At 59.3% G+C, this 23,220-nt stretch carries 20 protein-coding genes; 10 read left to right on the forward strand and 10 right to left on the reverse strand.

The features are described 5' to 3' along the window. Nucleotides 1-189 precede the first annotated feature (189 nt). Together MWU49_RS15210 and aceF are read left to right on the forward strand one after the other, a co-directional pair. On the forward strand, nt 190-582 hold the full coding sequence (locus MWU49_RS15210) for an endonuclease domain-containing protein (protein ID WP_246973937.1): 393 nt from the start codon (nt 190-192) through the stop codon (nt 580-582). 1 nt (nt 583) lies between these two features. Further along, nucleotides 584-2,206 carry a dihydrolipoyllysine-residue acetyltransferase gene (gene aceF / locus MWU49_RS15215; protein ID WP_246973940.1) on the forward strand — a complete coding sequence of 541 codons (1,623 nt, stop codon included), beginning with the start codon at nt 584-586 and terminating at the stop codon, nt 2,204-2,206. Nucleotides 2,207-2,271: 65 nt separating this feature from the next. On the opposite strand, the gene MWU49_RS15220 is transcribed toward aceF, so the two are convergent. The 10 genes from MWU49_RS15220 to MWU49_RS15265 all read right to left on the reverse strand — a co-directional run bounded on the left by MWU49_RS15220 (nt 2,272) and on the right by MWU49_RS15265 (nt 13,603). Next, nucleotides 2,272-2,604 carry a periplasmic heavy metal sensor gene (locus tag MWU49_RS15220; protein WP_035231526.1) on the reverse strand — a complete coding sequence of 111 codons (333 nt, stop codon included), beginning with the start codon at nt 2,602-2,604 and terminating at the stop codon, nt 2,272-2,274. 275 nt (nt 2,605-2,879) lie between these two features. Beyond that, the gene (locus MWU49_RS15225; protein WP_246973942.1) at nt 2,880-3,551 is read right to left on the reverse strand and encodes a response regulator; all 672 of its coding nucleotides are present in this window, start codon (nt 3,549-3,551) and stop codon (nt 2,880-2,882) included. Next, nucleotides 3,548-4,900 carry an ATP-binding protein gene (locus MWU49_RS15230; RefSeq protein WP_246973943.1) on the reverse strand — a complete coding sequence of 451 codons (1,353 nt, stop codon included), beginning with the start codon at nt 4,898-4,900 and terminating at the stop codon, nt 3,548-3,550. The genes MWU49_RS15225 and MWU49_RS15230 overlap by 4 nt, the downstream gene beginning before the upstream one ends. 233 nt (nt 4,901-5,133) lie before the next feature. Further along, a complete protein-coding gene (locus MWU49_RS15235; protein WP_246973944.1) occupies nt 5,134-5,691 on the reverse strand; it encodes a cob(I)yrinic acid a,c-diamide adenosyltransferase in 558 nt (185 codons plus the stop codon). Between the two features lie 205 nt (nt 5,692-5,896). Next, nucleotides 5,897-7,816: a TonB-dependent receptor gene (locus MWU49_RS15240; protein WP_246973945.1), complete on the reverse strand. Its 1,920-nt coding sequence runs from the start codon at nt 7,814-7,816 to the stop codon at nt 5,897-5,899. A 520-nt stretch (nt 7,817-8,336) separates the two neighbouring features. Beyond that, a complete protein-coding gene (locus tag MWU49_RS15245) occupies nt 8,337-9,212 on the reverse strand; it encodes a ketopantoate reductase family protein (RefSeq protein WP_246973946.1) in 876 nt (291 codons plus the stop codon). A 247-nt stretch (nt 9,213-9,459) separates the two neighbouring features. Continuing rightward, nucleotides 9,460-10,464: a response regulator gene (locus MWU49_RS15250; protein WP_246973947.1), complete on the reverse strand. Its 1,005-nt coding sequence runs from the start codon at nt 10,462-10,464 to the stop codon at nt 9,460-9,462. 237 nt (nt 10,465-10,701) lie between these two features. Next, nucleotides 10,702-12,246, reverse strand: coding sequence for an MFS transporter (locus MWU49_RS15255; RefSeq protein ID WP_246973948.1), 1,545 nt, complete (start codon nt 12,244-12,246; stop codon nt 10,702-10,704). Between the two features lie 73 nt (nt 12,247-12,319). Next, entirely contained in the window at nt 12,320-12,628 is a 309-nt protein-coding gene (locus MWU49_RS15260) for an MGMT family protein (RefSeq protein WP_246973951.1), read from the reverse strand. 213 nt (nt 12,629-12,841) lie between these two features. Then, a complete protein-coding gene (locus tag MWU49_RS15265; protein WP_246973953.1) occupies nt 12,842-13,603 on the reverse strand; it encodes an SDR family oxidoreductase in 762 nt (253 codons plus the stop codon). Nucleotides 13,604-13,740: 137 nt separating this feature from the next. On the opposite strand from MWU49_RS15265, the gene MWU49_RS15270 reads away from it, so the two are divergent. From MWU49_RS15270 to rimI, 8 genes are all read left to right on the forward strand, one after another. Further along, nucleotides 13,741-14,418 carry a DUF2470 domain-containing protein gene (locus tag MWU49_RS15270; protein WP_246973954.1) on the forward strand — a complete coding sequence of 226 codons (678 nt, stop codon included), beginning with the start codon at nt 13,741-13,743 and terminating at the stop codon, nt 14,416-14,418. Between the two features lie 462 nt (nt 14,419-14,880). Continuing rightward, nucleotides 14,881-15,171 (forward strand): co-chaperone GroES, encoded by a 291-nt coding sequence (gene groES / locus MWU49_RS15275; protein ID WP_035231498.1) that lies wholly within the window; start codon nt 14,881-14,883, stop codon nt 15,169-15,171. An 84-nt stretch (nt 15,172-15,255) separates the two neighbouring features. After that, a complete protein-coding gene (gene groL / locus MWU49_RS15280; RefSeq protein ID WP_246973956.1) occupies nt 15,256-16,902 on the forward strand; it encodes a chaperonin GroEL in 1,647 nt (548 codons plus the stop codon). Between the two features lie 246 nt (nt 16,903-17,148). Beyond that, nucleotides 17,149-17,751 carry a rhombosortase gene (rrtA, locus tag MWU49_RS15285; protein ID WP_246973958.1) on the forward strand — a complete coding sequence of 201 codons (603 nt, stop codon included), beginning with the start codon at nt 17,149-17,151 and terminating at the stop codon, nt 17,749-17,751. Continuing rightward, nucleotides 17,729-19,429, forward strand: a complete 1,701-nt coding sequence (locus MWU49_RS15290; RefSeq protein ID WP_246973975.1) for a DUF3592 domain-containing protein — start codon at nt 17,729-17,731, stop codon at nt 19,427-19,429. Before rrtA ends, MWU49_RS15290 begins: the two co-directional genes overlap by 23 nt. A gap of 466 nt (nt 19,430-19,895) precedes the next feature. Continuing rightward, nucleotides 19,896-21,446 (forward strand): 2-isopropylmalate synthase, encoded by a 1,551-nt coding sequence (locus MWU49_RS15295; protein WP_246973960.1) that lies wholly within the window; start codon nt 19,896-19,898, stop codon nt 21,444-21,446. 94 nt (nt 21,447-21,540) lie between these two features. Then, a complete protein-coding gene (locus MWU49_RS15300; protein WP_246973962.1) occupies nt 21,541-22,296 on the forward strand; it encodes a hypothetical protein in 756 nt (251 codons plus the stop codon). Beyond that, nucleotides 22,289-22,771: a ribosomal protein S18-alanine N-acetyltransferase gene (gene rimI, locus MWU49_RS15305; RefSeq protein WP_246973964.1), complete on the forward strand. Its 483-nt coding sequence runs from the start codon at nt 22,289-22,291 to the stop codon at nt 22,769-22,771. The genes MWU49_RS15300 and rimI overlap by 8 nt, the downstream gene beginning before the upstream one ends. Nucleotides 22,772-23,220 lie beyond the last annotated feature (449 nt).

A 23,220-nucleotide genomic window follows, 5' to 3' on the forward strand; every position in this document is an offset into this window, starting at 1 on the left:
GGCTGAGGATGAGCTCTTTCCCCGTTTCGGGAAAAGCGCTTGTGGCAACGCTTCATGGAAGAGGCTTGCCGCCGGGCCGATCAACTCCCCTCTCCCGCTTGCGGGAGAGGGGCTGGGGGAGAGGGGGCTTTTCATTGATCAGGGATGATGGCGGGAAAGCGCATGGGGAGATACAGGATTCCCCGACATATGACAGAGCGTGCACGGGATCTGCGAGGTCGGCAAACAGAGGCAGAGCAAACGCTCTGGTATTACCTGAGGGCTGGTCGCTTCATGGGCGTGAAGTTCAAGAGACAAAAACCCATAGGCAATTACATCGTGGATTTCGTGTCATCTTCGCACGGCTTGATTATCGAAATTGATGGTGGTCAGCATGCGGAGCAGCAGGAGTACGACCGCAACAGGGATGCATGGCTAAGATCCCAGGGATATGAGGTTGTACGTTTCTGGAATCATCAGGTGCTGACTGAGACCCAGTCGGTACTGGAGGCGGTCAGGCAGGCAATTCAGGCGCTGCCGACAGTCTCCTCTGACTCCACTGGCGCATGCGAGCGTGGAGATATAACCAGTAAGGGTTCGTGATATGGCTAAAAGCATGATTCAGGTTCCCGATGTGGGCAGCAGTGATCCTGTTGACGTCATCGAGATCAGCGTAAAAGTCGGCGATACCATCGCTGCAGAAGATACCATTGTGGTACTGGAATCCGACAAGGCCACGGTGGAAGTGCCGGCCCCGAAAGCGGGAAAGGTCACTGCCATCAATGTGAAGGTGGGTGATCGGGTCAAGGAAGGGGACGACCTTCTGGAAGTGGATGCCGAGTCCGGCGGTGCGGAGGTTGCCCCGGCAGCTGAACAGAAAGAGGAAGCCGCTCCAGAGCCGGCCCCGGCAGCCGAAGCGGCCCCGGCCAGCCCCGCCAGCAGTGGAGGCTCGCGCACGGAAACCGTGACGGTGCCGGATCTGGGTGATATTGAAGGCGCCGAGATTATCGAAGTCAGTGTGGCGCCCGGTGATGTGCTGGAAGCCGAGCAGGTCATTGCCGTTCTGGAATCCGACAAGGCATCGCTGGAAATTCCGGCGCCCATGGCTGGCACCGTGGAGTCGGTGATCATCAAGGCTGGCGACAAGGTCAGTACCGGGGATGCCCTGCTGACCCTGAAAGTGTCCGGGGGGGATGCCGCCCCTGCAGCCGCTGCACAGGACAAGCCTGCTCCAGCCAGGGCTGAAGCTGCGGCGCCTACGGCGGCCAGCAAGCCCGAGCCTAAAGCGGCTCCGGCCCCGGCGGCAGTGAGCTCGCCTGGCAAGGCCGTACATGCCGGCCCGGCGGTGCGCAAGCTGGCCCGGGAAATGGGTGTGGATCTGGGCCAGGTCACCGGCACCGGTCCCAAGGACCGTATCCTCAAGGAAGATGTGCATGCCTGGGTGAAGCAGCGTCTGGAAAGTCAGCCTGCCCCTGCCGTCGGTGGTGCTGGTCTGTCACTGGATCTGCCGGATATCGACTTCAGCCAGTTTGGCGATATCGAGCGGGAAGAGCTCAACAAGCTGCGCAAGGTGTCGGCCCAGAATCTGCATCGTTCCTGGTTGACGATTCCCCATGTGACCCAGCATGACAATGCTGACATCACTGACCTGGAAGCCTTCCGCAAGCAGCAGAACAAGGCGCTGGAGCGTGAGGGCGTCAAACTTACCATGCTTGCGTTCCTGGTGGCGGCCTGTGCCAAGGCGCTGAAGGAGTTTCCGCGCTTCAACAGTTCCCTGGAGAATAGTGGCGAAGCCCTGATTCACAAGCACTACATCAACATCGGCATTGCGGTGGATACCCCCAATGGCCTGGTGGTGCCGGTGATCAAGGATGCGGACAAGAAAACCCTGAAAGAAATTGCCCGGGAAATGGGCGAGCTGGCGGAGAAGGCGCGCAATCGCAAGCTGACTCCGGCGGACATGAAGGGCGGCACTTTCAGCATCTCGTCACTGGGAGGCATTGGTGGCACGGCGTTTACGCCGATTGTGAACTGGCCGGAAGTGGCCATTCTCGGTGTCAGCCGTTCAGATATGCAGCCGGTGTGGGATGGCAGCCAGTTTGTGCCGCGCCTGACCCTGCCGCTGAGTCTGTCCTATGACCATCGGGTAATTGATGGTGCGGACGCGGCACGCTTCACCACCTATCTGAGCCAGTTGCTGTCAGATATGCGGCGAGTGTTGTTGTGAAACAAGGTTGATCCTGGAAACAAAAAAGCCGGCAAAAGCCGGCTTTTTTGCTGAGGTAGCGGAGCTTACTCGCCGCGCTTTTCCATCTTCTCTTTACGCTTTTCCTTGCGTTCTTCCCAGCGCTCTTTGCGCTGCTCTTTCATCTCTGCCATTTTTTCCTGCTGTTCAGGGGTCAGGATGGCGTTGATCTTGCCTTGGGTTTCGTCGTGCAGAGCCTTCATTTTCTTGCCCTGTTCTTCGAAGATGGCTTTCATCTGCTCGCTTTGCTCTTCGCTCAGATCCAGCTTCTCACTCATATGTTCAACCATGCGCTCACCACCCTTGTGGCCATGGCCCGGGCCATAGGCAAAAGCGGCGGTAGAAAATACGGCGAGAAGAATAACGGCGACTTTTTTCATCATGCTCTCCTTGGGAAATATCCGTGGGGCTGCTGCCCCTGTCTTTGATGTGACCAGTATTAACGGAAAGAGTGCAAGGAATATGCAGGAAATGTGGAAGCGAAGGAGCAAGCTACAAGCTTCAAGCTGCAAGGAGAATCAAAACCGGCACGGTGCTTTCTAAGGTTGCCGGATAGCCAGCTAAAAGACCGAGTTTCGAGTTACGAGAAGCGAGTTTCGAAAGGCAAAACGTCATGTTCTACAGGTTTTCGAAACTCGCTTCTCGCAACTCGCCTTTATGGCGTTTCCAGCCGGTAGCCGACTCCGTAGACGCTACCGATCCAGTCATGGGCGTCTTCGCTGTGTTCGGTGAGTTTCTTGCGCAGTTTGCGGATGTGGCTGTCGATGGTGCGGTCGGAGACCACGCGGTGGTCGTTGTAGATCTCATCCATCAGCTGATCCCGTGACCAGATGCGGCCGGGGTGGCGGGCCAGGGTTTGCAGCAGTGCAAATTCGATGGCCGTGAGGCTGATGTGTTGGTCGCCGATGCGGGCCTCATAGCGTTCCGGATCCAGCTCCAGCGTGTGCTCGGCTGGGGTGGGTTCGGGCTGGGCACGGCGCAATACGGCCTTGACCCGGGCCACCACTTCCCGGGGGCTGAAGGGTTTACAGATATAGTCGTCCGCGCCGAGCTCAAGGCCGAGTAACCGGTCTACTTCATCCACCTTGGCGGTGACCATCAGGATGGGCAGATTACTGTGCTTGCGAACGGCTTTGCACACCTCCATGCCATCCCCGTCGGGCAGCATCAGATCCAGCAGCATGGCGTCGAAGCGGCCGCTCCGGGCCAGTTCCATGGCGGCGTTGGCACTGTCGGTCTGCTCGGTCTCGAAGTGGGCGTGGTTGAGGTAATCCGCCACCAGCTGAGCCAGCCGGGGTTCGTCTTCCACAATCAGGATCCGGCTCATGGGGTTGCTCCCGGCAGGGTCAGGGTAATCTTTACGCCGCCCAGCGGGCTATGCGCGGCGGTGAGCGAGCCGCCATGGGCTTCGGCAATACGCAGGCAGATGGCGAGCCCCAGGCCGGCTCCGCCGGTACGGCGGTTGCGGGAGCTTTCCACCCGGTACAGGTGATCAAACAGCTGGGGAAGGGCGTCATCAGGTACGCCGGGAGCGCTGTCTTCCAGGACCAGTTGCCATTGGCTGCCGGCCTGCTGCAGCTGCACCTGGAGCTGGCCGCCGTCACTGGTGTATTTCACGGTGTTCTGCAGCAGGTTATCCAGTAACTGACGAATGCGGACCGGGTCGATCCGGGCATCGGCCTGTTCAGGCAGTCTGCTTTCCAGTGTCAGTTTGTGTTGATCCAGCTGGTGCTGGTAGCTGTCCAGTACTTCGCGGGTCAATGCAGCCAGATCGTGATGCTGGAACTGGTAACGCAGGTTGCCGCCATCAGCCAGGGCCAGATCGTGCAGATCATCAATCAGGTGCGCCAGCTGCCCGGTTTCACTTTCCAGGGCCTGGATCGCTTCCTGATTGAGCGGACGGATGCCGTCCACCAAGGCTTCCAGTTCTCCTTTGAGAATGGCCACCGGCGTGCGCAGTTCATGGGCGATATCCGAGAACCAGCGCTGGCGGGCCTGTTGGCCCTGCTCCAGCCGTTCTGCCAGTTGATCCAGTTGGCGGCTAAGCGTGCCCAGTTCATCCTTTCTCGGATCGGCAAGGCGGGTGCTGTAGTCCCCTCCCTGCAGGGTCTGGGCATGACGGGTGAGAGCCAGCAAGGGTGCGACCAGATGACGGGCCAGCAGCCAGGAAACCAGCAGGGAAAGGCCAACGCCCACTGCCACCATCCAGCTCATGAACCCCCGCTGACGGTCGCGGAAGCGGTCGGCAAGCTTGTCGCGGATGGCATCCTGGTTGGGGTGCGTGAGGTAACCGACGATCTCGCCCTGCGCCTCCACCGGGATTTCGGAACGCAGTCGGGCCCGGGCGGGGCGACCGATCAGGATGGTCTTTTGCCGGTCCAGCAGTTGCAGATGGCGCATTTCGCCCCGTTGTCCGTGCTCCTGGTCATCATCGCCGGCCAGACGATACAAGCGCCCAAGGCGGCGCGGATCCTCCAGCAGAAATGTCCAGCTGCCATTCTGCTGATAAAGGCTACCCAGGTGCTCCGCCAACCGACCGACCTGTTCTTCCTGGCGTTCATCCAGGTAGGTATCGAGGCTGCGCACAAAGGAAAAATAGTAAAACCCGCTGGCCGCCAGGGTCAGAATCAGGAAGGTGCCCAGGAAGATCAGAAAAAGCTTGTTGCGGATACCCATGGCGTCAGTTCAGCTGTTCGGTATCCCAGTGTACCGCGCCGCCGGGGGTGGGGGAGCATTTGCACAATGTTTTCATAAAGCGAGGGGCAAGCTACAAGCGACAAGCTGCAACGCGGGGGGAGGGCGGTTGTCAATTAGATGCCCTGCCGGCGCAGACACGGCGTTTCGCGGGCTGGGCGCCTGAAAACAGGTGGGCATTGGTCGCGTTGTAGCTTGAGGCTTGCAGCTGGTCTTTAGCCTTTCGGCTTCCACAGTGTCTCCGGGTGTTCGTTACGCTGGTTGATCAGGCGCGCCATGACGAACAGCAGGTCGGAGAGGCGATTGACCAGTGCCAGGCTGACGGGATTGACGGCGTCATCGTCCTCGTTGTGAAGGATCACCAGCTGGCGTTCCACCCGGCGAGCCACGGTGCGGCAGTGATGGCACCAGGCGGCAGCAGGGTGCCCGCCCGGCAGGACAAATTCCTGCAGTGGAGGCAGTTCCGCATTGAGAGTATCCGCCTGGGATTCCACTTCCACCAGATCGTGATCATCAATCACTGACCGGCCGGGGATGGCCAGCTCTCCTCCGATATCGAACAGGCGTTGTTGCAGCTCTGCAAGCAGGGTCTCCATGTCTTCATCCAGCCCATGGGTACGCAGTACCCCCAGGGTGCCGTTCAGTTCATCCAGCTCACCCAGTGCAATGATGCGGGGGTGGCTTTTGCTCACCCGGGAGCCATCCGCCAGGCCGGTTTCGCCCTTGTCGCCGGTGCGGGTGATGACGCGGTTGATGCGGGTCTTTTCGGTCATGAATCAATCCTTTCAGTCATCTCGCTTCAGGAGCTTGCCTGTGAGCGATGGAATAGCAAGCTACAAGCCACAAGCTGCAACACGGATAAGTCTGGACAGGGGGCCGAAAGCCTTGCCCGCGCACAATTTCTGAAATGACTCGCGGGCAAGGCGCTTAAGTTTGTTTCCACTCATCCCGCGTTGCAGCTTGAAGCTTGCAGCTGCTTTAAAGCTCGTAGCCGATGGCGATGCGGTAGTGGCGCTCCGGTAACGGGTACAGCGTGGTGTCGCCGCTGCCGGGGTTGTAGACCCCGTAATCTGCCACCAGATGGTTTTCCAGGTTATAGGCACCGGCGCGCAGGTAGCCGCCGCGGTAGCGGGCGGTCAGCTGGAAATCGGTACTGCGGTAGTGATCCAGCTTGGGATACTCATTGGCCAGATCGCTGTCATAGTGGCGTTCGCCCACATAGCGATGAGTCAGCTGGGCGGACAGCCATTTCAGTGCTTGCCAATCGGCACTCAGGTGCATGGTGTGCTCCGGCACCAGAGGGACGTCATTGCCGCTGTACTGGCCGCCGTCAAAGCGCGCCTGCTGGGCACTGGCGTTGGCGCTGAACGTCAGGTCCTTGTCCAGACGCCAGCGGCTGTTGATGCTGATCCCCTTGTGGACGGTGGGGTCATCCAGATTACGGTTAGTAAAGGTGGCGGGATCAAACAGGATTTCGTGGTCGATCTCCGCCCGCCACAGGGTCAGGGTGGAATGTTGCATGCCCTCCGACCAGCTGGCGCCCAGAGTGTAGGTGCGGCCGGTTTGCGGATCGATGGGAGGATTGAACGGTGACAGCTCGTCCAGGTTGGCAATCCGCACACTGCGCTGGGCCCCGGCAAACAGGGCAAGATTGCCGGTGAACGTATAACGCATGCCGCCTTCGTACATTTCACCGTCCTGGGTTTTGTTGCCGCCTTCACCGGAAAGGGTGCTTTCAAGTTTGCGGGCACCGGCGCTCACCGACAGCTTTGGCGTTAGGCTGACCAGGTTATGCAGATACCAGGCACGCTGATCCTGTTCCAGATCACGGCTGCCGAAATTGGTGTTACTGGCGTAATCGAATTTGTTGAGGTCGAACCCCAGGGTCCAGTTGTGTACGGCGCCACCGGTGGTCAGCTGGCCTTCCAGCTTTGGCGTCAGGCTGGTGCTGTCGATCACGGTGTCACTGGTAAAGTTACCGGAGACGTAGTCGAACTCCTGATGCTGGCGACGTTTGCTGGCCTCCAGGGTCAGGGCTGTTTGATCCGACAGATTGATCCGTAAGCCGGGCATCAGCCAATAGCTGTTCTGGTCTACCTCATCTTCCGGATTGTCGGTGCCGCGGGGATCATCGCGGAACTGGTTTTCCGTGGCGGTGATGTTTCGGCCGCCGGGAAGGCCGGTATATTGCTCTTCCCCGGTGGCGGTGAAGTAGGCCTGGAAGCCTTCGCCCTGATAGCGCAGGTCGGCGAACAGGCTGTTGTTGCGGGTACGATTATTGTCCCGGTAGCCATCGCTGGTAAGGGTGTGCCCTGCCACGGCGCCGCTCAGGCTGTTGTGCTTGCCGGTGGCATGCAGCTGGCCGCCCAGGCTGTCATAACTGCCGCCGTTCACTTCGATGCCGGCACTGTTGTCATAGCGCTGACGGGTAATGATGTTGATGGTGCCGCCAGTGGCGCCGTTACCGTACAGGGCGGCACCGGCGCCTGGCAGGATTTCGATGCGTTCGATGGCTGCCAGCGGAATGCCGCTGAGTTCCGGCCGGCCCAGATCGATACCGGATAATCGCCGGCCATTGAGAAGAATCAGGGTGTTCTGGTTGCCTGTGGCACCAAAGCCGAGCAGGTCCACGCTGGCGCCGCTGCCGTTGATGCCATACAGCTGGCTCACCTGCAGTCCGGCCACGCTATCCAGCACTTCGGTCAGATCGCTGGCGGGCAGACTGTCAATCATTTGACGGTCGATGACCACGGTGCCGGTGGGCAATTCGTTGGCCAGCTCATGGCTGACGGCGCCACTGACCTTCACGGTCTGGATTTCATTGCTGGCCTGTGAATCGTTGGCAAGTGACTGACCGCTGGCGATCAGGCTGATGGCCAAAACAAGATTACGCTGCATCAGGGTTCCACGACATTGAACAATGCCCGCTACGATGGCGAAAAACGGCCGGTAAATCCAGTGGTTGGGTGTAACGGAGGGCAACAGCGGGGGATAATTTCAGCTACGAGCTACGAGCTACGAGCTACAAGCTACAAGCTACAAGCTACAAGCTACACTCGATCCGATAGCAAAGCCCGGAAAAGTTCCCGGGTTTGCTGCTTTTCTACGAAGCCGCTGTAGGAACGTAGCGTAGCGAAGTAACGCACGCAGTGCGGCCCGCAGGGTGAGCGTAGCGAATAACTCCCTTCCAGGGTGCGAACCGAGCGACAGCGAGGAACTGAGATGCGGCTTGCACGGGGCTCTGTCATAACCCGTAGGAGCGGCCTGCTCGCGATCCGAGCCTAAGCGAGGTAAGGATTCCAGAAACGCCTCTAGAGAGGCAGGCGTTTCGGCGCTGAGGAAACTCGTTAGGCATTACGAAAGACCGGACAATGTTGTGATTTTCGCAACTCGAAAACTCGTCACTCGCTCAACGCGTTTACCTTTTCAACGCATCCATCACTGCCTGATTCTCCGGCACCTCCAGCCCCAGCCTGTTCGCCTGTTTGACGATCCAGCCGTTGATGGCGTCGATTTCGGTGATGGCACCGCGCTGTCGGTCGGCACGCATGGATGAGGTATTGCCGGCGGTGGCGCGAGCCACGGCGAGCACGTTTTCCAGTGATGCTGCCGGCCAGGCCGGGTCCAGGGCCTGCAATACATGGTCGGCTTCTGTACAAATTTCCTCGGCTCTCTTGCGCAGCTCGGGATCGTCTACGATCTGCCCGTTGGGTACATCGTAGATTGCGGTGAGAGGATTGATCACGGCATTGGCCATCAGCTTCTGCCACTGGGGAGTATGGATATCATCGGCCCACTGCAGGTTGGGCCAGTGGGCTTGCAGTGCTGCCAGCCAGGCGGGGGGATTGGCTTTCCCGCCAATCCAGGTGTGATTCTCCGCGACGATCTGGTGGTGCGGGTGCTGGCCTTTCACGGCGCTGGTCGACACCGCTTCCAGTACTGTCAGGTTGTCAGGCAGCAGGCCGTCCAGGGCGCCAAGGCCATTCTGCAGGCGGATGACCTGGCTGGCGTCATGCAGACGGGTGTTGAGCGGGGCGAGGGCCGCACGGCTGTAGGGGGTTTTCACTGCCACCAGCAGGTAATCAATAGACGCGGGTATTGCCTCAGGCGCCACCACCGGTATCGTCAAGGTGACCGATTTTCCCTCAGGCAGCAGCAGGGTCTTTTCCAGGGAGGCAGGGCTGCCTGCCTTGATGACAGTGACAGTGTGACCGGCCCGGGTCAGATACCAGGCGGCCAGGGTGCCCATGTTGCCGGCACCGAGCAAATACCAGTGGGGAAGCGGTGTGATCATGCCCGCATGTTATGCCAGCGTGGTGCGAAAGTCAGGAGACGATGAGAGTGTCAGGTGTGAATCGAAAGCGCGGCCTATTGTCTTGATTCGGTTCACTGAAGCTGTGGTGTTGATCTTTTGTGGGAGCGTGCTTGCACGCGAAGCCTTTGCGATAGTGCGCTATTCGCGTGCAAGCACGCTCCCACAAAGACTTTAGTTTAAGTGAGCTGCATTGGCCTGTTGCCGGGCCGTGCGGTCAACTCGCTCCTCAAACGGCGCCCTTGTTGGCGCTTGGGGTGGTGGGTTGAGCCTCCGGCGTTGCCTTGTCCGAAGTGGGGGCGGCCACGATGCGTTTTTCGGCAATGGACAGGGGGAGCCCCAATGTGGCCTGGTCGAACATGGCTTCCGGGGCCATGGCACCTTCCGAGGCTGTCAGCGACATGCTCACATGCAGGCTGATAAAACCGGCGGCGGTCTGGTAGGCACGGTGGTTGAGGGATTCATATAGCCGTCGGAAGCTGTTGGGTTCGCAATGGCTCAGATCCGGTTGCCAGGTGACTAGGGCAAACAGGTCCGGTTGAATACGACACACGCTGTCCAGTGGTCTGACAGACTGGCGCAGGCGGCGGCTGAATGCCAGCACGCCCTGCTGCATGACCTTCTGCCCACGCTCCTTCTGCTGGGCTTCGAATTCGTCCAGTTTGAGCAGAATCAGGCAGGCGGCGCCGCCGCGCTTGTCGGCCTGTTTGAGGGTGTTCTGCAGGGCGCGCAGGTTATCCTGGCGGTTGCCGAAGCCGGTGAGCGGGTCGATCAGGGCCTGTTTCTTCAGCTGACGGTTGAAGGTCAGCATACGCTGGTAGTCGGTTTGCACACGGTAATGGCGCTGGATAATCCGATCGGCGGCCATTACGCGATGTTGCAGCTGTTCGGTCATGGAGGATTTGGAAACGAAGTCGTCCACGCCCTGGTCGAAGGCCTGTTGAAGCGCATCCACCCCTTCCCGGGCGGTAAGCAGCAGCACATAGGTATAGCGGTTGCTGGCTTCGTCGTTCTGACGAATGCGACGGGTGAGTTCCAGGCCGTCCATGCCGGGCATCAGCCAGTCTGCCACCACCAGGTCCGCCGGTTGCTGGGCCAGTTGACCCAGCGCGTCCTGCGCGCTGTTGGCGTGACGGATGTTGGTGTAGCCAGCGGCTGCCAGCGTGCGATTGACCACGGCCGCCGAGAAGCGGGCGTCGTCTACGACCAGGATATCCATTTCGGCTAAGTTCATCGGCATTCTTGTTGTTTTTTGTAATATGTGAACTATAGCCGGTTTTTGGTTGATTGAAAATTCGCCGCTCCGCCGCCCGCCAACCCCGCCGGAATCGGGCTTGTACAGGTATACAAGGCTGAAAAGCAGGTGAAAGGCATCAGCGGGGGCGGGGCCCGGGTGTGGTGAAGTGTAACAGTTGATGTGTGGCCGGCAGCCTGGATGTCAGGAGTAGATGCAGTGGGGCACAGGGTCCTTTCAGTCCTTGAATGCCCCCTTGCGCTGGATCATATAGATCAGCCCCAGCACTGGTACCCCCATCAGGCTGGCCAGCAGGAAGAAGCCCGGGTAGCCGAGGTTGTCCACCATGCTGCCGGAGTAGCCGCCGATGGTTTTCGGCAGCAGGGTCATCAGTGAGCTGAAGATGGCGTATTGCACCGCGGTGAACGACACATTGGTGAGCTGGGACAGGAAGGCCACAAAGGCGGCACTGGCCAGACCCGCGGTCAGATTGTCCGCGGAGATCACCACATACAGGATACGGATGTCATGACCGGCATGGGCCAGCCAGAGAAACAGCAGGTTGGTGGCAACGGTAAGGAAGGCGCCCAGATACAGCACCTTGATGACCCCGTGGCGAACCGCCAGCAGGCCGCCAAGAAAACCACCGGCGATGGTCATGAACAGCCCGAAGGTTTTTACCACGGTGGCAATTTCCGTTTTGGTGAAACCGATGTCTTCAAAGAAGACGTTGGAGATCACGCCCAGCACGATATCGGAAATGCGGTAAAAGCCCACAAACAGCAGAATCACCAGCGCCAGCCGGGCACCATAGCGATGAAAGAAGTCTCTGACAGGCTCGATGTAGCTCTCTTCCACCAGCTGCTTCTCATACAGCGGCGTTAGCGCCATCAGCTTGATCACGATATATACCACCGCAAAGGCCAGTGCCAGACGACAGCTCTCCACTACCAGTCCCGCCAGGGCGCTGTTGTGAGTGGCCTCCTTGAGCTGGCTGCGGAGGCTGTCAGCTTCCGGGCCGGTGATCACATACATGGCCACGAAGGTGGCAATGCCGACCACAAAGATACTCAGAAAGCGCAGGTACTGGCGGCTGCTGTAGGCGAAGGCATCCGGTCGCGGATTGTCGGGCTCCCTGATGACCAGGGTGGTAATGGCGCCCACCAGCATGGTCAGCGCCATTAGCGCGTAAGTGCTTTGCCAGGCGCTGTAGCTGTATACCTCGCTGGTGGATCCCAGCTGGCTGGCCAGCACCAGCGAGCCTGCTCCCGAGGTCAGCATGCCAATCCGGTAACCGGCGATATAGGAGGAAGACATCAGCGCCTGCAATTCCGCGCCGGCGGATTCGATGCGATAGGCATCGATAACGATGTCCTGGGTGGCGGCGGTGAAGCCCAGCGCCACTACCGTAAAGGCCATCAGGTTAAGGGCGCCGGGTTGTGACGGGTCGACCTGGGAAATGGTGAAGATCGACAGCGCCACCGCCAGTTGCGAGACCAGTAACCAGGCGCGTCTGCGTCCCAGCCAGCGGGTCAGGCCCGGCACAGGAAGACGATCAATCAGTGGGGCCCAGAGAAACTTGAACGAGTAGGCCAGTGCGGCCCAGCTGAAGTAGGTGACGGTAGAACGGTCCACGCCGGCTTCACGCAGCCACAGTGACAAAGACGAAAAAATCAGCAGCAGCGGGATGCCGGCCGAAAACCCGTAGAAGAACATGGTGGCCACACGGGGATGGAGAAAGGCTTTCAGGGAGTCCTGCCAGCTGGAGGCTTGTGAGGGCATGTCGGATTAACGGGCTCTTCCGGTGGGCGAAGGGATCATCATAGACACTTTGTCAGCAGGGAGCGATGCAGGTTCAGTCGGTCCAGGTCACAAAAAAACGTTTGGGGACTTTGTCACCCGTCACGGTTACCTGTTCGTCCAGTAATCGCTGGATCTGGATTTCCCCCGAGGGTGTGCCGGCAAGTGCAATCCGGCCATCGCCGCGTAATACCCGGTGCCAGGGAAGGCGTGAGCCCGCCGGCAGCTGGCTCATCAGCCTGCCGACAAAGCGGGCATGGCGGGGAAAACCGGCCTGTCTGGCCACGGCGCCATAACTGCTGACTCTGCCGGCCGGGATCGCGGCGACGATCTGGTAGACGGCGTCTCGGAATTCGGGATTCATGGAAAGGAGGCTACAAGCTTCAAGCGACAAGCTGCAAGGGGAAATGCCGGATGCCAGAGGCTGGACGCCTGACGCATAACGGCGGAGATCGGCTTGCGCCGATTTCCGCCCTACGGTGTTGTCTATTGCTGCAGGGAGGCGGCACACAAAAAAGCCGCGCCCTTTCGGAGCGCGGCTTTTAGCGTGTTGCATGTTGCGTGACGCGTGCAGCGTTTAACGCAGACCACCGTCCATATCGATGCAACGACCGGTGAAGTAGTCGGTCTCGAAGATGAACGCCACGGAACGAGCGATGTGCTCGGCTTCACCCAGACGACGCAGCGGTACAGCCTGGACCAGACGCTCACGGGCTTCCGGCTTCATGGCGGCCAGCATGTCGGTGTTGATGGTGCCCGGAGCCACGGCGCCGGTACGGATGTTGTAGCGGGCCAGTTCCTTCGCCCACACTTCTGCCATGGCGGCAACGGCGGACTTGGCGGCAGAGTAGTTGCTCTGGCCGAAGCTGCCGTGACGGGCCAGGGAGGAGATGTTCACGATCACGCCTTCCTCGGTGCCCAGTTCCAGCATCTTGGCGGCGGCTTCACGGCCACACAGGAATACACCGGTCAGGTTCACGTCGATCACGGCCTGCCACTGCTGCAGGCTCATCTTGCTGACCACTTCACCGTCCTTGAACTTCACCAGCAGACCGTCGCGGGTGATGCCGGCGTTGTTGACCAGACCGTGCAGGGCGCCGAAGTCGTTACCCACGTTGTTGAACAGGGCTTCAACGTCTTCTTCTTTCGCTACGTTGGCGATGTAGGAGCGGGCGTCGCCGCCGGCTTCCTTACAGGCGGCTACGGTGGCGTCCAGGTCTTCCTGGTTCAGGTCCACACAGGCGATGCGGGCACCCTTGCCGGCGAAGTAGGTGGCAATCCCGCGGCCCAGGCCACGACCGGCACCGGTCACTACGATCACTTTCTGGTTCAGATCCATGGTGATTCCTTACACTGTCGGTTCACGATGAGGGCGATTATGGTAGTGAGCCCCGGCAAGACCAATGACCGGATTGCTCAGGGCCCCGGGAAACCGGGGAAAAACGTCAGGAAAGCATAACCAGCAAGGATTCGAGAATGGATCAGATCACTCAGGCCCAGGCCTTTGTCTATCAACACAGCCATGCGGCGCTGGCCACCGTGGATACTCAGGGGCAGCCTCTCGCCACCGCCATCAATGTGGTGCCGGACGGGCAGGGCCGCCTGATCATGCTGATGAGTGATCTCGCTGAGCACACCGTCAATGTTCGCCAAAACCCTGCCGTATCGCTGATGTGGGTGGAAGAGTCGCATAGTGACTGGCAGGCAGCGGTGCGGCTGTCGGTGACAGGCTCGCTGGAGCGGGTAACAGCGGAGCAGGGCGAGCGCTACCTGCAGGTGTTTCCACACATGCGCGACTACCTGCAGCTGGATTTTCACTTCTACGCCCTGCGTCCAGAGAAAGTCCGCTGGATCCCCGGGTTCGGCAAGGCTGCCTGGCTGGAGGCGGCAGCCTTGCTGCCCGCCCACGGTTGGGATCTTGCCCGGGAGCAGGGCATGGTGGGGCACATGAACGCCGACCACAGCGACGCCTGCGACCACTACCTGAGCCTGCTGGGCTGCCCCGGCGAGGGCGCCACCATGCTGGCGGTAGATCCCTGGGGAAGCTGGCTACTGCATGAGGGCAACTTGCGTCGCCTGCCATTTTCGGCAAAGGCAGAAGATGCCGTGCAGGTACGCGAGGCCCTGGTTGCCCTGGCTCGAACCCAGGTTTAGCCAGGTACGGGGCTTGATCTGCTGTGGGAGCTCTCTGTGCCCTTCAGGGTATGCCTGCAAGCGAAGCCTTTGCCGGGCTTTTTCGCGTGCAGGCACGCTCCCACAGAAAGACCGTACATGATGAGTTGCGAGATCCGAGTTTCGAGTTGCGAAGGGCAAAACCCGGGTCTTGATCTGGATTTTCGAAACTCGTCACTCGTCACTCGCTTCTCTTCCTTGATGCCCGCCTCCCCCCTGAAACACTTCGCTCACGCTTTTTTGCTCCCACCCCCTTGAATCCCTGTCGTCTAGCCCCATTCCTGACCCCGCAGACAGTTGCTGGCTGGCCTGCGCCGCCTATTGACTGCGCTGTCATCATTACTATGATTGGCACTCGACTCGTTAGAGTGCTAATTCGGACTGCCGAGCCCGCCCCGGGTGGGCTCGGGTGTCATCAGAACTGAAACTGGGAGTTTAAGGAAAATGAACATCCGTCCTTTGCATGATCGCGTGCTGGTTCGCCGTGAAGAAGAAGAGACCAAGTCCGCTGGCGGTATTGTGCTGCCCGGTTCTGCCACCGAGAAGCCGTCCCGTGGTGAAGTGATCGCCGCCGGTAACGGCAAGATCACCGACAACGGTGATGTGCGTCCGCTGGACGTGAAAAAGGGTGACAAGGTGATCTTCGGTCAGTACGCCGGCAACACCGTCAAGGTGGAAGGTGAAGAACTGCTGATCATGAGCGAATCCGAGATCCTGGCCGTCATCGAGGGCTAAAGAGCCGAAGGCTGCCAACAGGATCAAGAACACCACGATCACCCGCTGACGGGGATCAAACAGATTTCGCAGAGGTAAAGAACCATGGCTAAAGAAGTATTGTTTCGTGATGACGCCCGTGCCCGTATGGCCAAAGGTGTCAACATTCTGGCTGACGCTGTAAAAGTCACCCTGGGCCCGAAAGGCCGTAACGTGGTACTGGAAAAATCCTTCGGCGCGCCGAACATCACCAAAGATGGTGTGTCCGTGGCCAAGGAAATCGAACTGGAAGACAAGTTCGAGAACATGGGCGCCCAGATGGTGAAAGAAGTCGCTTCCAAGGCGAACGACGAAGCCGGTGACGGCACCACCACTGCTACCGTACTGGCCCAGGCTATTGTTAACGAAGGCCTCAAGTCCGTTGCCGCTGGCATGAACCCGATGGACCTGAAGCGCGGTATCGACAAGGCCGTAGAAGCCGTTGTTGAAGAACTGAAGAAACTGTCCACTCCCTGTGACAGCACCAAGAGCATCGAACAGGTGGGCACCATCTCCGCCAACTCCGACAAGTCTGTAGGTGAAATCATCGCCCAGGCCATGGAGAAAGTGGGTCAGGAAGGTGTGATCACTGTTGAGGAAGGCCAGTCCCTGCAGAACGAACTGGAAGTGGTTGAAGGTATGCAGTTCGACCGCGGCTACCTGAGCCCCTACTTCATCAACAACCAGGAAAAGATGCAGGTTGAGCTGGAAACTCCCTACATCCTGCTGGTGGACAAGAAGATCTCCAACATCCGTGAGCTGCTGCCGGTTCTCGAGAATGTGGCCAAGCAGGGCAAGCCGCTGCTGATCATCGCCGAAGACATTGAAGGCGAAGCGCTGGCTACCCTGGTAGTGAACAACATGCGCGGCATCATCAAGTGTGCCGCTGTGAAGGCGCCGGGCTTTGGTGACCGTCGCAAGGCCATGCTGCAGGACATCGCTATCCTCACCGGTGGCACCGTGATCAGCGAAGAAGTGGGCCTGAGCCTGGAAAACGTATCCCTGGAAGACCTGGGTACTGCCAAGAAAGTGAACATCGACAAGGAAAACACCACCATTGTTGATGGCGCTGGCCAGCAGGGCGATATCGATGCGCGCGTTGAGCAGATCCGTCGCGAAATCGAGAACTCCTCTTCTGACTACGACAAAGAAAAGCTGCAAGAGCGCGTGGCCAAGCTGGCCGGCGGTGTTGCCGTGATCAAGATCGGTGCTGCCACCGAAGTGGAAATGAAAGAGAAGAAAGCCCGCGTTGACGATGCCCTGCACGCTACCCGTGCGGCGGTAGAAGAAGGTGTGGTACCGGGTGGTGGCGTGGCGCTGGTACGTGCGCTGGCTAACATGGGTGACATCCAGGGTGACAACGAAGAGCAGAACGCCGGTATCGCGCTGGCCGTTCGTGCCCTGCAGGCTCCCCTGCGTCAGATCGCCTTCAACGCGGGTGCTGAAGCGTCCGTGATCGTTCAGGAAGTTCGCAACGGTTCCGGTAACTACGGCTACAACGCGGCTACCGGCGAGTACGGCGACATGCTGGAAATGGGTATCCTGGATCCTGCCAAGGTAACCCGTACCGCGCTGCAGGCTGCGGCTTCCATCGCTGGCCTGATGATCACCACCGAAGCCATGGTGGCTGACAAGCCGGAAGAAAACGCCGGTGCCGGTGTCCCTGATATGGGCGGCATGGGTGGCATGGGCGGTATGGGCGGCATGATGTAAATCAGCCGGTCGTCCGACCCTCCGAAAAGCCCCGCCTCGTGCGGGGCTTTTTGTTTTTAACGGCAGCTACAAGCCGCAAGCTACAAGGCGCGAGAAGGGCATAGCCAAATCTGCTAGCCATGCCCGCGAACCGGGGTTGGCGGCGCGGCTGGCAAGTCTGCCGTGTGGCATCGATCATGGGCCGCGTTGTAGCTTGCGGCTTGTAGCTTGTGGCTTAATGTCCCTTCACGTTTTGCCGGATTCCTCATGCAACCCAGAGACAAAAAACTCCGTCCCCAATTCATTGCCTTTGCTGTGGTGCTGGCGGTGTTGGGCTTTGCTCATCAGTGGGTGAACCCGTGGCTGGCGTTTGATCGGGCAGCCATCGAAGGGGGGCAGGTGTGGCGGATTTTTACCTGTCATCTGGTACACCTGAATAGTTGGCATCTACTGCTCAATTTGTCCGGGCTGTTGTTGTGCGGTTATTTCTTTGAAGATCTTCTTGATCGGCTTCGTTTCTGGAGCTGGCTGTTTTTCTGTGCACTGACATCAGGCCTGGCACTGTATTTTATTGATGCCCAGCTGCAGCACTATGTGGGGCTGTCCGGCATTCTTCATGGTTTACTGATCCTGTGTCTGTTGCTTGGCTGGCGAGGTAACCCGGTGCTGCATTCCGTAGTACTGGCGGTAATTGTTGGGCGTCTGGTCAGTGAGCATATGCCCGGTTATGACGTGGATTATCTGCACAACTGGATTAACGGGCGGGTCTATGTGAATGCCCATCTTTATGGCGCTATCAGTGGGGTGGTGCTGTGGGGTTTGATCAAGGGGGGAGAACGGTTTGTCGGTGGACGAGAACAAGCAGAATAAAAAGGGCGGGATCGGCGGCTACCTGTTCGGGGGCATTTTCCTGCTCGCCGGCCTCGCTGTGATGTTTTTCGTGGCGGTGGTGCCGATTGGCAAATATATCGAATCAGGTAGTTGGTCCCGTGTTCCGGCGACAGTGCTGAGCAGCAAGCTTAATTCCCATCGTTCGGATGGCTCCACCACGTATAGTGTCAGCGGCAGCTACCGCTACCGCTATGGCGGGGTGGATTACAGCAGCAGCCAGATCAGCCAGTACAGCGGCTCCGACAACTTCGGCGATTACTGGCAGCAGCTGTATGGGCGGATTGATACTGCCCGAAGAAACAACCGCACCGTAAGCGCCTGGGTTAATCCTGATGCGCCCCATGAAGCCTATCTGGACCGCACCTTCCGCTGGGGGGCGGTGATCTTCGGCTTCACCTTTGGTGGTGTCTTTGCCCTGGTCGGGGCTGGTGTCATGTTCCTGATGCGCCGCGGCAGCAAGGAGGAGGCTCTGGTCTCCGAAACGGGCAGTTACTCCAGCAGGGAGAAATCCGGCCACTGGTTTATGGTCGGATTTGGCGCCATTTTTATTCTGCTGCCATCCCCGGCTTATCTGGATATCTGGAAAGAAGTCAGTCGTGGCGATTACATGATTCTGGTGGTGCTGCTGTTCCCGCTGGTGGGGGCGGGGATTGCCTGGGCTGGCTGGAAGATGCGCCGCAATTACCAGTTTTTTGGCCCCACGCCATTGCAAATGGACCCGGAGCCCGGTCAGGCGGGCGGTCAGGTCGGTGGCACGATCCAATTGGGCAAGGCCATGTCTCGCGAGTGCAGCCTGGATGTGTGGTTGAGCTGTATTCGCGGCCGTGAGAGCGGTTCCGGCAAGGATCGCAAGACGGTGGAAGATGTGCTCTGGCAGACCGAGCAACGGGCTTACTGTGTACCCCGTCAGTCCGGTACCGAAATCCAGTTCTGTTTCGATGCACCTGCGGAGCAGCCCGCCACCCGCGGTAGCGGTCGAAACTACATCCGTTGGCGGGTGGAGCTGGAAGGGACTGTGGAAGGTCGCAAGCTCAGCCGAAGCTGGGACGTGCCGGTGATAGCCGGTAGTGGTGCCAGCCGGGTTCAGCTGCCGGAATCCCATGTCATGGCGGACCGTCGTGAGCGGGAGCTGGAGGCGGTAGAGTCGGCCAGCGAGCAGATTCATGTGGAGCAGACCGGGCAAGGCCTGTATCTGGAAAGCCGCGCGGGGAGAAATCTGGGCATGAAGCTGGGGATGCTGCTGTTTGGCGGCATCTTTGCCGGGGTAGGCACGGGGTTGTTCATCGCGGCCGCCTCGGAAGGTGTCATGCTGTATTTCATGGGTAGTATCTTTGGCCTGATCGGCTATGCCATCGTATTTAGCACGGTCTATACCCTGGCCCGGGGCCTGCAGGTCTGGATTCGGGGCAGTGATGTGAAGGTGGTGCGCCGCTGGCTGGGGATCGCCATCTACCGCCGCGAAGGGCGCCTGCTGCGGGCTGAGCAGGTGGTGCTCAAATCCGGCATGAGCAGCACCAGCAATGGCCGCAAGACCGAATACATGACCTTGCAGGCGGAAGTGGATGGCAAGACCCTGCGCTTGGCAGAAGGCATCAAGGGCCGGGAAGTAGGCGAAGCCCTGCGCGAAGCCGTGCTGAGAGCCCTGAGACTGGTGTAGACTAGGGCCTGTTAACACTACCAAAATAGCCCCTGTTGAGCCCCCAAACCCGCCAATCTAGGCATGAGGAGTGATGTTTGGTCTCTCCAAATGAGTGACGAATAACGAAGAGTGGCGGGTTTGGGGGATCAACCCGAAGGGCTGATCCCTTTTTCCGCCCAGCAGCGCCATCCGCTGTTTATGTAGAGTGACTACACGGCACATCGGCTGACACTACTGGACGAAAAAATGTATTCAGCAGGGGCCATTTTGGTAGTGTTAACAGGCCCTGACACCATTAAAGAAGCCCGATTAGGGGCAAGCTACAAGCTACAAGCTACAACGCGTCGACTGCCATCAGGTTTTGTCAGGCTGGAGCCGCGCCCGGAGCCCGGGACGCGGTCGACAGACCTCTTAATGCACAGCAGCCTGCCGCGCGTTGCAGATTGTAGCTTGAAGCTCGTCACTTATTTTGCGAGAGACCCCAATGAGCAAAGATCGCCTGATTATTTTTGATACCACCCTGCGCGATGGTGAGCAGAGCCCGGGTGCCACCATGGACCAGGACGAGAAGCTGCGTATCGCCAAGGCGCTGGAGCGCATGCGGGTGGACGTGATCGAGGCGGGCTTCGCCATTGCCAGCCAGGGTGATTTCCGCTCAGTGAAGGCCATTGCTGACACCATCAAGGAATCCACCATTTGTTCCCTGGCCCGGGCCAAGGAAGCGGATATCGACCGGGCGGCGGAAGCGCTGGCCGGTGCCGAGTCCGGGCGCATTCACACCTTTATTGCTACCAGCCCGATTCACATGCAGCACAAGTTGCGGCTGGAGCCGGACCAGGTGATCGAACATGCGGTAGCGGCCGTGAAACATGCCCGCAATCACATGGGCGATGTGGAATTCTCCTGTGAGGATGCTGGCCGTTCCGAAATCGATTTTCTGTGCCGCATTATCGAAGCGGTTATCGATGCCGGTGCTCGTACCATCAATATTCCCGATACCGTGGGCTATGCCATCCCAGAGCAGTTCGGTGAGACCATTCACCAGCTCCTGACGCGTATTCCCAATGCCGATAAGGCGATCTTTTCCGTGCATTGCCACAACGACCTGGGGCTGGCCGTGGCCAACTCCCTGGCGGCAGTGCAGACTGGCGCGCGGCAGGTGGAATGTACCATCAACGGTCTGGGCGAGCGGGCGGGTAATGCTTCCCTGGAAGAGATCGTGATGGCCATCCGTACCCGTCAGGACCTGTTTACGGTAGACACTGGTATCAATGCGCAAGAGATCGTGCCCACCTCGAAAATGGTGTCGCAGATCACCGGTTTCCCGGTACAGCCGAACAAGGCCATCGTCGGCGCCAACGCCTTTGCCCATGAGTCCGGTATTCACCAGGACGGGGTGCTCAAGCATCGCGAGACCTATGAAATCATGTCCGCCGAAGATGTGGGCTGGCATACCAACCGCATGGTGCTGGGCAAGCATTCCGGTCGGGCGGCGTTCCGGGCCCGTCTGGATGAGCTGGGCATTACCTTCGAATCCGAAGCGGCCATGAACGAGGCCTTCCAGCGCTTCAAGGATCTGGCTGACAAGAAGCATGAAGTGTTCGACGAAGACCTTCAGGCGCTGGTCAGCGACACCAAAAAAGCGGCCGAAGACGAACGCTTCAAGCTGGTCTTGCTGCAGGCCTCTGCGCGCACGGGAGAAACCCCGGAAGCACGTATTGTGCTCAGCATCGACGGTGAGGAGCAAGAAGCTACCGCCAGTGGCGCTGGCCCGGTGGATGCGGCCTTCAAGGCCATTGAGTCCATGGCAGAGAGTAACAGCACCTTGCTGCTATATTCGGTGAATGCCATTACCGCCGGTACCGACAGCCAGGGCGAAGTGACTGTGCGCCTTGAGAAGGGTGGCCGAATCGTCAATGGCCACGGTGCTGATACCGACATCATCACCGCCTCCGCCAAGGCTTACCTGAACGCCCTCAATCACTTCGCGGCCGGACTGGAAAAGGCCCACCCGCAAGCGGCGGATGGAGTCTGATTATCATGAAGTGTCGTGACACCCTGAAAGCAGGTTGGATGGGTTTACGTGCCAGCGTGTTGCGTGATGCATACCAGCGGACGCGGAGCGTCCAATGAATGAAGCACAGCGGCAGAGTTATCTAACGGCCATGGGGCTGACGCCCTGGGTGGCACGTACCCCGCTGCCCGGTGCCGCACCGTCGCCCTGGCTGGACTGGGATGAAGAACAGGATGCGGTCCCTGCACAGACACCTGGTGCCAATGTTGACACGGTAGCGGCAGCAGCCGAGACGGTGTCGACAACCCCGGAAACAGCTGAGTCCACCCCTTCCCTGAAAGAGACGCTGGATACGCCGCAGCAAACCAGGGCAGTGGTGCCCGCAGCGGAGCCACAGGCGCCGATAGCCACCCCGAGTAAAGGAAAGGGGCTGGTGTTTACCCTGGAGGCCCATCTCGGTACTGGCACCTGGTTGCTGTGTGCCCAGGAAGACTCCCAGGCGCCAGGGCTGGGGCGTTTCGAGGCGCCGTTGATGGCCAGCCTGTTGGCCCTGTTTCAGGGGCGCGCGGGTCGCCCGCGGCGGTTCTTCTGTCCGCTAACCGATCAACCTATGCAGGCAGCAGAAGCGGCTCAGGCCCTGTCAGCCTTTATCTCCGGTCTGTGTGATCAGGCAGGTGGGGAGCGGGTGCTGCTGGCCTTGCCAGAGGCGCTCAATGAGGCGTTGTTTGATCAGCCGCGCTATCAGCCCTTCGAAATTGCGGGTCATCCGGCGCTGGTAATCAGCTCACTCAGTGAAATGCTGGAAGATCCTGCCAGCCACAAGAAGGTCAGCTGGCAGGCCATGCAGCGCCATGGTTTCGAGGGTGTCTGAAGCCGTGTTCGGCCCTGATTCCATTCGCCTGATGGAGCTGGACGATCTGGACGCCGTGATGGCTATCGAAACCGCGGCCCAGCTGACCCCCTGGACCCGTAGCCATTTTGGCGATTGTCTAAAGAATGCCAACTACCTGTGTCAGGTCGTGGTCGACCGTGACGATGAACCGGTGGCCTTCCTGATCCTGTCTCGTATCCTCGATGAAACCCATGTCCTGAATGTGGTTGTGGCGCCAGCCTTGCAGCGTCGCGGCATCGCCCGGCTGATGCTGGAACAGGCCATGGAAGCCGCCCGCAACGACGCCATGACCGTGATGTACCTGGAAGTCCGGGAAACCAACACCGGCGCCCAGTTACTCTACGAGCGCCTGGGTTTTGAGGTATGTGGCGTGCGCAAGAATTACTACCGCCGGGGCGACGGGCACGAGAATGCGGTGTTGATGCAATGCCTGCTGTCCGGTGGGCATAAATAATAGCTACGAGCTACAAGCTACAAGCTACAAGCTACAAGCTACAAGCTACAAGCTACAAGCTACGCTTGATTGGATTGAGAAAGGCCGAAAAGTTCCTGGGTTTTCGGCTTTTCTACGAAGCCGCTGTAGGAACGTAGCGTAGCGGAGTAACGCACGGAGTGCGGCCCGAAGGGTGAGCGAAGCGAATAACTTGCCTGCAAGCGATCCGAGCCTAAGCGAGGTAAGGATTCCAGAGGCTCACTTCGAACAGGCATTAAAGGACGCGAAAGGCCTAAAAAAAGACTCCCTTCGGTCGCCTCGCTGCGCTCGGTTCGTCCCCTGGAAGGGAACTCCTTGTATCTCTCCACGAGTGTTGATTAGCTACCAACACTCACGGGTCGGGCTAAAGCCTGTGGAACTCCTGAGGACATAGATCCTGCGCTGTAGATCTGGCTCCGACCCACATTCTC

It is taken from the genome of Alcanivorax sp. S6407, from assembly GCF_023016115.1.
Taxonomy (GTDB): domain Bacteria; phylum Pseudomonadota; class Gammaproteobacteria; order Pseudomonadales; family Alcanivoracaceae; genus Alcanivorax.

Excerpts from the sequence above, each read along its gene's own strand:
- MWU49_RS15210 (WP_246973937.1), top strand. The coding sequence starts at position 190 with ATGACAGAGCGTGCACGGGATCTGCGAGGTCGGCAAACAGAGGCAGAG.
- aceF (WP_246973940.1), top strand. The coding sequence starts at position 584 with ATGGCTAAAAGCATGATTCAGGTTCCCGATGTGGGCAGCAGTGATCCT.
- MWU49_RS15220 (WP_035231526.1), bottom strand. The coding sequence starts at position 2,604 with ATGAAAAAAGTCGCCGTTATTCTTCTCGCCGTATTTTCTACCGCCGCT.
- MWU49_RS15225 (WP_246973942.1), bottom strand. The coding sequence starts at position 3,551 with ATGAGCCGGATCCTGATTGTGGAAGACGAACCCCGGCTGGCTCAGCTG.
- MWU49_RS15230 (WP_246973943.1), bottom strand. The coding sequence starts at position 4,900 with ATGGGTATCCGCAACAAGCTTTTTCTGATCTTCCTGGGCACCTTCCTG.
- MWU49_RS15235 (WP_246973944.1), bottom strand. The coding sequence starts at position 5,691 with ATGACCGAAAAGACCCGCATCAACCGCGTCATCACCCGCACCGGCGAC.
- MWU49_RS15240 (WP_246973945.1), bottom strand. The coding sequence starts at position 7,816 with ATGCAGCGTAATCTTGTTTTGGCCATCAGCCTGATCGCCAGCGGTCAG.
- MWU49_RS15245 (WP_246973946.1), bottom strand. The coding sequence starts at position 9,212 with ATGATCACACCGCTTCCCCACTGGTATTTGCTCGGTGCCGGCAACATG.
- MWU49_RS15250 (WP_246973947.1), bottom strand. The coding sequence starts at position 10,464 with ATGAACTTAGCCGAAATGGATATCCTGGTCGTAGACGACGCCCGCTTC.
- MWU49_RS15255 (WP_246973948.1), bottom strand. The coding sequence starts at position 12,246 with ATGCCCTCACAAGCCTCCAGCTGGCAGGACTCCCTGAAAGCCTTTCTC.
- MWU49_RS15260 (WP_246973951.1), bottom strand. The coding sequence starts at position 12,628 with ATGAATCCCGAATTCCGAGACGCCGTCTACCAGATCGTCGCCGCGATC.
- MWU49_RS15265 (WP_246973953.1), bottom strand. The coding sequence starts at position 13,603 with ATGGATCTGAACCAGAAAGTGATCGTAGTGACCGGTGCCGGTCGTGGC.
- MWU49_RS15270 (WP_246973954.1), top strand. The coding sequence starts at position 13,741 with ATGGATCAGATCACTCAGGCCCAGGCCTTTGTCTATCAACACAGCCAT.
- groES (WP_035231498.1), top strand. The coding sequence starts at position 14,881 with ATGAACATCCGTCCTTTGCATGATCGCGTGCTGGTTCGCCGTGAAGAA.
- groL (WP_246973956.1), top strand. The coding sequence starts at position 15,256 with ATGGCTAAAGAAGTATTGTTTCGTGATGACGCCCGTGCCCGTATGGCC.
- rrtA (WP_246973958.1), top strand. The coding sequence starts at position 17,149 with ATGCAACCCAGAGACAAAAAACTCCGTCCCCAATTCATTGCCTTTGCT.
- MWU49_RS15295 (WP_246973960.1), top strand. The coding sequence starts at position 19,896 with ATGAGCAAAGATCGCCTGATTATTTTTGATACCACCCTGCGCGATGGT.
- MWU49_RS15300 (WP_246973962.1), top strand. The coding sequence starts at position 21,541 with ATGAATGAAGCACAGCGGCAGAGTTATCTAACGGCCATGGGGCTGACG.